General features: G+C 70.4%; 9 protein-coding genes. 5 read left to right on the top strand and 4 right to left on the bottom strand.

Annotated elements, in window-relative coordinates; all coding sequences use genetic code 11:
- On the bottom strand, window positions 1–865 hold an 865-nt coding region (locus LADH09A_RS08525), incomplete at its 3' end, for an ATP-binding protein (RefSeq protein ID WP_372492246.1).
- 159 nt (window positions 866–1,024) lie between these two features.
- Here LADH09A_RS08525 and LADH09A_RS08520 point away from each other — a divergent pair.
- Both LADH09A_RS08520 and LADH09A_RS08515 read left to right on the top strand, forming a co-directional pair.
- Window positions 1,025–1,477: a helix-turn-helix domain-containing protein gene (locus LADH09A_RS08520; RefSeq protein WP_238644321.1), complete on the top strand. Its 453-nt coding sequence runs from the start codon at window positions 1,025–1,027 to the stop codon at window positions 1,475–1,477.
- Complete coding sequence (locus tag LADH09A_RS08515) at window positions 1,470–1,838, top strand: DUF4180 domain-containing protein (protein ID WP_238644320.1); 369 nt, start codon at window positions 1,470–1,472, stop codon at window positions 1,836–1,838. The genes LADH09A_RS08520 and LADH09A_RS08515 overlap by 8 nt, the downstream gene beginning before the upstream one ends.
- A gap of 43 nt (window positions 1,839–1,881) precedes the next feature.
- On the opposite strand, the gene LADH09A_RS08510 is transcribed toward LADH09A_RS08515, so the two are convergent.
- Complete coding sequence (locus LADH09A_RS08510; RefSeq protein ID WP_238644319.1) at window positions 1,882–2,517, bottom strand: 8-oxoguanine DNA glycosylase OGG fold protein; 636 nt, start codon at window positions 2,515–2,517, stop codon at window positions 1,882–1,884.
- Window positions 2,518–3,091: 574 nt separating this feature from the next.
- Here LADH09A_RS08510 and LADH09A_RS08505 point away from each other — a divergent pair.
- A complete protein-coding gene (locus tag LADH09A_RS08505; RefSeq protein WP_238644318.1) occupies window positions 3,092–3,928 on the top strand; it encodes a YwqG family protein in 837 nt (278 codons plus the stop codon).
- Between the two features lie 151 nt (window positions 3,929–4,079).
- Here the strand turns inward: LADH09A_RS08505 and LADH09A_RS08500 are convergent, their stop codons facing one another.
- Both LADH09A_RS08500 and LADH09A_RS08495 read right to left on the bottom strand, forming a co-directional pair.
- A complete protein-coding gene (locus LADH09A_RS08500; RefSeq protein WP_238644317.1) occupies window positions 4,080–4,985 on the bottom strand; it encodes a hypothetical protein in 906 nt (301 codons plus the stop codon).
- 137 nt (window positions 4,986–5,122) lie between these two features.
- Window positions 5,123–5,695 (bottom strand): helix-turn-helix domain-containing protein, encoded by a 573-nt coding sequence (locus LADH09A_RS08495; protein ID WP_274529225.1) that lies wholly within the window; start codon window positions 5,693–5,695, stop codon window positions 5,123–5,125.
- Window positions 5,696–5,786: 91 nt separating this feature from the next.
- On the opposite strand from LADH09A_RS08495, the gene LADH09A_RS08490 reads away from it, so the two are divergent.
- Together LADH09A_RS08490 and LADH09A_RS08485 are read left to right on the top strand one after the other, a co-directional pair.
- The gene (locus LADH09A_RS08490) at window positions 5,787–6,779 is read left to right on the top strand and encodes an NAD(P)/FAD-dependent oxidoreductase (protein ID WP_238644315.1); all 993 of its coding nucleotides are present in this window, start codon (window positions 5,787–5,789) and stop codon (window positions 6,777–6,779) included.
- Window positions 6,776–8,359 carry an MFS transporter gene (locus LADH09A_RS08485; RefSeq protein WP_238644314.1) on the top strand — a complete coding sequence of 528 codons (1,584 nt, stop codon included), beginning with the start codon at window positions 6,776–6,778 and terminating at the stop codon, window positions 8,357–8,359. The genes LADH09A_RS08490 and LADH09A_RS08485 overlap by 4 nt, the downstream gene beginning before the upstream one ends.
- Window positions 8,360–8,403 lie beyond the last annotated feature (44 nt).

Here is an 8,403-nt window from a genome sequence, read left to right as displayed (position 1 = left end):
GGGCCAGGGGGGGGCGGACGGCTTCCGGTACGCAGGGGGCGGTCGTGCGGGCCGCGTCGTCGGCGGGCCAAAGCCGTGGGGTCGGGTCGAGGACGAACGGGTTGCCCCCGGTGCGCCGGTGCACCTCGTCGACGAGGTCCGCGTCGGGTTCCCGCCCGGCGGTGCGTGCCATCAGCGCGCCCACCTCGTCGCGGGCGAGGCCGGTGAGGGTGATCGTGGTGGCCTTCGCGACCAGCGGCATCAGCAGGGGACGCAACGGGTGCTCGCCCGACTCGACCTCGGCGTCGCGGTAGGTGCCGACCAGCAACAACCGCTCGAACCAGGTGTGCTGGGCGGCGAAGCTCAGCAGCCGTAGGGAGGCCGGGTCGGCCCAGTGCAGGTCGTCGAGGACGACCACCACCGGCCGCTGCTGGGAGACCGCGACCAGCGCGGCGGTCACCGCGTCGTACAGCGCGAACGCCTCCTGGTCGGCGCTGTCCGTGTCGACACCGGCCCAACTGGTGATCCGTTCGGCCTGTTGCTTGCTGGTGTCGGTTTCGCCGAGCAGGGCCGCGAGGGCCGGCTCGGCGTCCGGCCGGGCCACCGCCCAGTCGTCGGCCGAGCGCCGCAGACCGCGCAGCACCTGCACCCACGGCCAGTAGCCGGGGGCGCTGTCGGAATCCCAGCAGGCGGCACCGAGCACCAGCGCGCCCCGTTGCCGGGCCTCCCGGGCGGCCGACGTGACGAGGGTCGTCTTGCCGATGCCCGGCTCGCCGGTGACCAGGACGAGACCGCCGTGACTGGTGCTGGCGCGATCCAACTCGGCGCGCAGCAGGCCCGCGGGATGATCCCGCCCGATGATGGCGTCGCCGCGCCGCGCGTCCATGGTTTCCAGACGGTACTGGAACGGTCCGACAGCGCGAGCGAGTTGTGCCTCTCCTGGCCTACGGGAGCGATGTGTTCGCGGCAGCATGTGGAGCTGATGTCACCAAAGGGTCACCCCTAACACTCCTCAAACTTCCCTATCTGCGTATGATGGGGAACGATGACGGAAGACATGTACTCAGTTGAGCAGGTGGCTGACCGGCTTGGGCTGCACGTGCGGACGGTGCGCAGCTATATCCGCTCGGGCCGGCTGCGCGCGGTGCGGATCGGCAAGCAGTACCGGATCGCCGCCAGTGATCTTGACGCGCTCACCGGTCAGGCCCCGGCCGCGCCCAGCGCCGTCAGGCAGGCGGAGGTGTCGAGCATCGTCCAGATCGACGGTGTCGACCGCGCCGCCGCCGACCGGCTCGGCACGCTCGTGCTCACCAGCGCCAACACCGGCCACGACCAGGCCAACCCCCTGCGGGTGCAGACCGTGTACGACGAGCAACGCCACCGCATGAAGATCATCATTCTGGGTGACCCGGCCGCCACCGCCGAGTTGCTGCACCTGCTCGACGCCGTGCTCAACGCCGACAACGGCCTACTCGACCGGGAGGTCCACGATGCCTGACGAGATCCAGGAACGCGCCGGAGTGCCGGTGCTGGTCTGCGACCCCGCCGGCCCGCCCCTGGCCACCGAGCAGGACGCACTGGACCTGATCGGGGCGGCATTCCTCGGTGCCCAGGTGGTCGCTGTGCCGGCCAACCGGCTCGACGAACGCTTCTTCTCGCTGGGCACCCGCTTCGCCGGCGACGTGATGCAGAAGTTCGTCAACTACCGGATGCGACTGGCCGTCGTCGGCGACATCTCGGCGCAGCTCGCGGAGAGTTCCGCCTTGCGCGCCCTGGTGCACGAGTCGAACCAGGGTGGGCACATCTGGTTCCTCCCCGACCTCGACGCGCTCGACGCCCGCCTCCGCGCGGCGCGATAAGCCGCCTCCGCGCGGCGCGATAAGCCGTGCCGCGACAGCCACCTCACCCGCCGCCGACAACCGTCATCTCCACCTCGTCCGCCTCGACTGCCCGCACCCGGGCCTGCTCGGCCGCCCACCGCAGATAGGCCAGCCACTCCTCCGACGACCAGCCGTTGCGCCGGCCGACACCCGCCTCGGCGGGGAGCAGGCCGGCCACGACACGGTCGAGGATCAGGGGCTGCACGCCGCCCACCCCACGCCGGTAGCCGACGAAGTAGAGGACCTTCGTGAACAGGCCCGGCCCCAACCAGGGCAGGCGAGCCTGGCCGGGGTCGCCGAAGCGGCGGTACGCCGTGCGCAGCGCGGCCTCCTCGGGCGCTGGCGTGGACACCTCTTCCAGCGCGTACGCCAGGCGTTTGCCGTCACGGTCGGCGTCGAGAGACCTGGTGGCGCGCCACGGGCCGTACCCGATGGGTCCGTAGGCCCAGACCAGCACGGCGGTCAGCAGTTGCCGCGGGCTCGCGGCGCCCGCGCGGTACGCCTCGGCCACCGCGAAGACGTCGCGCCGCCAGAGCTGCCCCCTCGCTGGCAGCGTGTCGGGCCATGCGTCTGGTGGCAGCCCCGCCCGCCAGCGGTCGACGTGCACGGCCACCGGGGCCTGCTCGCCCGGCACCGCCACACCCTCGGTCACCTGCATGGTCGCCTCCTCGGCCTCGCACCTGACGCTCGGACGCTACGGACGGGAGCGCCCGCTCGCGGGCCGCTGACGCCATATCGCGGTATCGCGCCGGAGTGCGCTCAGGACTAGCCGCCCGACGACCGGGTAGGCGCAGTGCATGGGTAGCCACAAGCAGAACAAACACGACAGCGGTGGCGAGTCGGCGCGAGGTCGGCGGCATCCGGGCAGCGGCGCTCGGGGCCGCCAGGGTTCGCCCGTGGAACACTCGCCGGACCAACGGCACCGCCGCACCGCGACCGGCTCCGCTGGCACCGAGCGCGACCTGGGTCGAGCCAAGGTGTCCGGCGACGGGCGGATTCAACGCCAGGGTGGGTCGTGATCTGACCGGTCAAGAATGTCGCCGCCCCCCTGTTCGCGGGGCGGCGACACCGGCTGATCGGCCACACCGTGGCGCCGATGGCGTACGCCGCGTCGGACCAGTTACCGGCGAGGACGTCCTCCTCCGGGACGCCTGCCTTCTGAGCAGCAACACCGCGACCCCGCATCGCCGCAGGGGTCGAAGGACGTCACACGGTTGATCTACGGTGCTCGCGTGCTTCCCCGAAACGTGAAAATCATCGATCAGGTCCGCGCCGAGGCGCTGCGACGCGGCATCCCCGCTGCCGACGTGGAGCACTGGCTGGGGCTCGCCCGCCCGTCTGCGCTCCTGAAACAGCAGGGTGACGGGCCGATCGTGGGCGCCATCCGGGGGCCGGTGATGCTTCCGGCCGACGCCGAGGACCCCCAGTTCCCCTTGATCGCCGCCATCGACTGCGCTGCCCTTCCGGCAGACGTGACAGACCTTCCGCTACCGGCCGACGGCCACCTGCTGCTGTTCGGCTGGCCGGAGGAGGACGGCTACGGCCAGGTGATGTACGTGCCGGCGGGCGTGGTCGTGGAGGAGCGAGAACAGCATCCGCCGGGCTTCTCTCCGGACGACGAGGAGTGTGCCGAGGTGTACGCGGAGATCCCGCAGGGCGATCTGCACCTCACGGTCGACATCTCCCTGCCCTACGTCAAGACGATCCCAGGGCCGCCGTGGTCTCCGCCGCTGCCGGGCGATCCTCCGTTCGAAAAGATGGCCGAGGTGTGGCAGGAGGTCCTGGGCGACGTGCCGGACGGCCCGTTCTCCTACGAAGGCCACACGACGCCGCTGCTGCTGGGCGGCTACGGCACTGACTGCAACGGCTTCAACCCCGCCTGGTTGGGCGCCAACCGCTCGGGCCACTCCGGCAAGGACGGGCCACCCGACCATGGTGACTGGGTTCTGCTGGCCGAGTTCCACGGCGGCAGACAGGGCGGCGCGACCATCTACTGGGTGATCCAGCGTGCCGACCTGAGGGAGCGACGCTTCGACCAGGCCAGCGTCCTCGTCTACTGGAATCCGTGAGGCCGGACGAGGGCGGACGACACGGTCCGCGGCGTTGCCGGGCGGCCCTGTTCTGACGAGCGTGATGCCTGTGAGTCATCACGATGACTCACAGGCATCACCTACTTCGAGGCGGCCGTCCCCTTTCGACAGGTGGCGGACAACCTGCCGGCTACGCCGTGGCGCAGATGGCGTACGCCGTGTCGGACCAGTTACCGGCGAAGACGTCCTCCTCGTACGCGCCCGAGGCGGCGGACGTCGGGGCGGTGGCGGGGCCACCGTTGGGCCGGAAGTCGTCCACGATGCCCTCGCCGGTCACCCCGTTCAGCTCGTAGCCGGCACCGGTCAGCACCTTCCCGGCCGGGCAGTTCGCCACGACGCTGCGGAAGTCGAGCGAGTTGCTGGCACCCACCGTGGAGGCCCGCACCAGGCCGGGCAGCGGGTTGGCGCAGATGGCGTACGCGGTCGCGGACCAGGTCAGGGCCGTCGCGTCCGACTCGTAAGCGCCCACGGTGACCGCGGTCGGTGCGGTGGCGACGCCGCCGTTGGGGCGGAAGTCGTCAACGACACCCTCGCCGGTGACGCCGTTCAGCTCATAGCCCGTGCCGGTCAACACCTTGCCGGCCGGGCAGGTGGCCGTGGTGCTGTGGAAGTCGGCCGAGTCGCTGACGCTGACCGTGGAGACCCGCACCAGGCCGGGCAGCGGGTTGGCGCAGATCGCGTACGCCGTCACCGACCAGTTGCCGGCGAACGCCTCCGCCTCGTACGCGCCCACGGTGACGGCCGTCGGCGCGGTCGCCGGGCCACCGTTGGGGCGCAGGTCGTCGACGATGCCCTCGCCGGTGACGCCGTTCAGCTCGTAGCCGGTGCCGGTGAGCACCTTGCCGGCCGGGCACGTCGCCGTGACGCTGCGGAAGTCGGTCGAGCTGCTGACGCTGGTCGCGGTGACCCGCACCAGGCCGGGGACCGCGGCGGACGCCGGGCTCGCCGGGGCGATCACCGCTCCGGCCGCGACAAGACCGAGCACGAGTACGGACGCTCGGGCGCCGAGGCGTCGGGCTGGTTTCTGGGTACGCATAGGTATCTCCCGTCTGAGGCCCGGGCGGCGGATGTGGTGACGCCGACTCCAAGGCCGTTCCTGATGACGGGTTGACGGTAGGTAGTCTCTTGACCAGGCATTATCCGCAAACCGACTACGTCGCGTAACGGACCTTGTCATCGTGGCGTCTTCGGCCTCGCGCGGAAATGGACCTGCTCACCCTGCGTGCCGAACAGGCTGAGGAACTCGGCGGCCTCGCCGTCGATCGTCCCGAACCAGTGCGGCGTGCGGGTGTCGAACTCGGCGGCCTCTCCTGGGCGCAGGACAAGGTCATGACTGCCCAACCTGAGTCGTAGGCGCCCGTTGAGGACGTACAGCCACTCGTAACCCTCATGCGTGCGGAGGTCCGGTTTGTCCGATCGGCCCGCCTCGATCACGATTTTGAACGCCTGAATGCCGCCCGGGCGGCGCGTGAGCGGGAGCAGGGTCGCTCCGTCGCGCCGGACCGGACGGAGGTTGATCCGCGGGTCACCGGTGGTCGGGGCGTTGACGAGGTCGTCGAGCGTGACCTCGTAGATCGTCGCGAGTGGGAGCAGGAGTTCGAGGCTGGCCCGCCGTTGGCCCGACTCCAACCGTGACAACGTGCTCTTCGAGATGCCGGTCCTCTCAGCCACGTCGTTGAGGGTCAAGCGGTGGCGACGCCGTAGCTCCTGAAGTCGAGGGCCGGCGGCGGCGATGGCCTCTTCCATGTACTCGGACACCCCCCGATGTTGCCATAACCGGGAAGGAAATTGCCGATCCCTCGGTGGCGACGCACTGTCGTGCCCGGAGGTGATCGAAGTGAGGAACTTCGGAGAACAGGCCGCGCGAGCGGTTGATGTGGTGATCATCGGCGGTGGCGCCGCCGGGCTGAGCGGAGCGTTGATTCTCGCCCGTTCCCTGCGCTCGGTTGTCGTCATCGACGCGGGGCAGCCGCGCAACGCACCCGCAGACGGGGTGCACGGTCTGCTGGCCAGGGAGGGCACCCCACCGGCCGAGTTGCTGGCGGCCGGACGGGACGAGGTCCAACGCTACGGCGGGGAGATCGTCACCGGAAGTGTGAGTGATGCCCGTCGTGACGAGGAATGGTTCGCCGTCACCCTCACCGACGGAACGCGGCTGCGGGCTCGTCGGTTGCTGATCGCGACCGGCCTGGTTGACGTGCTGCCCGATGTGGCCGGGCTGGCGCAGCAGTGGGGGCACGACGTCGTGCACTGCCCGTACTGCCACGGGTACGAGGTACGCGGTCGGGCGATCGGCATCCTGGCGACCGGTGCGCCGTCGGTGCACCACGCCCTGCTGTTCCGCCAACTCAGCGCCGACCTGGTCTACTTCACCCACCACAGCGAGCTCACCGAGGAGCAGGAAGAGCAGTTCGCCGCCCTCGGCATCGACGTGGTGACCGGGGAAGTGGCCGCCGCCGAGGCCGCCGACGGGAACCTGACCGGGCTGCGGATGGCCGACGGCCGCGTGGTGCCGCGCGAGGTCATCGCGGTCGCGACCCGCATGGAGGCGCGCGCCGGATTCCTCAGCGAACTCGGACTGAACGCCGTGGAACATCCCAGCGGCATGGGGCACCACCTGCCCGCCGACCAGTTCGGCCGCAGCCAGGTGCCCGGGGTGTGGCTGGCCGGGAACGTGACCGACCTGACCGCGCAGGTCGGGGCGGCCGCGGCCGCTGGCGCGACCGCCGGCCAGCACCTCAACGCCGACCTCGTCGCGGAGGACACCCGCGCGGCGGTCGAGCGCCACCGCACCAACAACCGACAGAGCGCCGCGAGGAACCAACCATGACCGACCTGCACACCCCTGAGGTCGCCGGTGCCCAGCGGGCGCCGGCGACGCGGCACCTTGGTTGGGCGCTCGCCCTCATCTCGGCCACCCAGCTTCTGATCGTGCTCGACGGCTCCATCGTCACCATCGCCCTGCCCTACATCGGCGCGGACCTGGCCATGTCCGATGCCAGCCTCACCTGGCTCACCATCGGCTACGCGTTGTCCTTCGGCGGCCTGCTCCTGCTCGGTGGGCGTCTAGGTGACCTGTTCGGCTACCGACGAATGCTCATGATCGGCATGGTCGGCTTCGCCGTCGCCTCGGTGCTCGGCGGTCTCGCCACCGGCGGGCCGGTCCTGCTCGCCGTCCGCGCCCTGCAGGGCACCAGCGCCGCACTCATCGCTCCTGCCGCCCTGGCCCTGATCACCACGACCTTTCCGCAGGGCGCGGCGCGCAACCGTGCCTTTGGCATCTACGCCGCGATGTCCGGTGCCGGCGCCGGGATCGGCCTGATCATCGGTGGCTGGATGACCAGTCTGGACAGCTTCTTCGGAATCGAGCTGGACGGCTGGCGCCTGACGTTCCTGATCAATATCCCGATCGCGCTGATGGCCGCCGTCCTCGCCCCGAAGCTGTTGCGCGAGTCGCCGCGCCGACCCGGGCTCGTCGACGTCCCCGGCGCCATCACCGGCTCGCTGGGTCTGGGCAGCCTCGTCTACGGGCTCACCAGGCCCGGTGAGGGACACGGCTGGGACGACCCCGCAACGATCGCGGCCCTGGTCGGTGGCGCGGCTCTGCTCGTCGTCTTCGTTCTGGTCGAGCGGCGGGTAGCCCATCCGCTGCTACCGCTGCGGATCGTCCGCAACCGGGTCCGGGCCGGCAGCTACCTCGCGTTGACGCTGGCCATGGCCTCGATGTTCGCCATGTTCTACTTCCTGACCCTCTTCGTCCAACAGATCCTCGGCTACCCGCCGCTGATGGCTGGAGTTGCCTTCCTGCCGCTCTCGCTCGGAATCGTGGCGGCGGCGACCATGGCGGGCAAGATGATGGCGCGCGTCCAGCCAGCGATCATCGCCGGCATCGGCACCCTGCTCGCCGCCTTCTCGATGCTGATGTTCGCGCAGCTCTCAGTGGACGACAGCCCAGCCGCCGCCGTGCTGGCCGCCAGCGGCGGCACCACGGTCGGTGGCGACGTCAGCTACTGGGCTGAGGTGTTCCCATACCTGGCCACCATGGCGGTGGGTATGGGGATGGTCCTGGCTGGTCTTACCCCGGCCTCGCTGCACCGGGTGGCGCCGGAGGACACCGGCGTCGGCTCCGGCCTGTTCAACGCCGCCCAACAACTTGGCGGATCAGTCGGTCTCGCCGTGCTCAGCACCGTGGCCCTGCACTTCGCCGGGCAGCGCAACGAGCAGGTCATCGGCCCGATCACCGCAGCGCTGCCTGGCGACTTCGCCGCGGTGGAGCGGGCGATGTTGCAGGCGAGCTTCACCGAAGGGGTGACCCACGCCTTCCTGGTCAGTTCGTTCCTCCTGCTGATCGCATCGTTGATCGTCTGGACGAGCACGACTGGGCGCCAGAAAGACGATCAAAACCAATAGAGTACGGCGGGAGCGCGGCGGGAACGGGACGCGGTGTATTGAGT

Source organism: Micromonospora cabrerizensis (genome assembly GCF_022230955.1).
Classification (GTDB): domain Bacteria; phylum Actinomycetota; class Actinomycetes; order Mycobacteriales; family Micromonosporaceae; genus Micromonospora; species Micromonospora cabrerizensis.
This window is presented reverse-complemented; position numbering and strand designations above follow the sequence as displayed.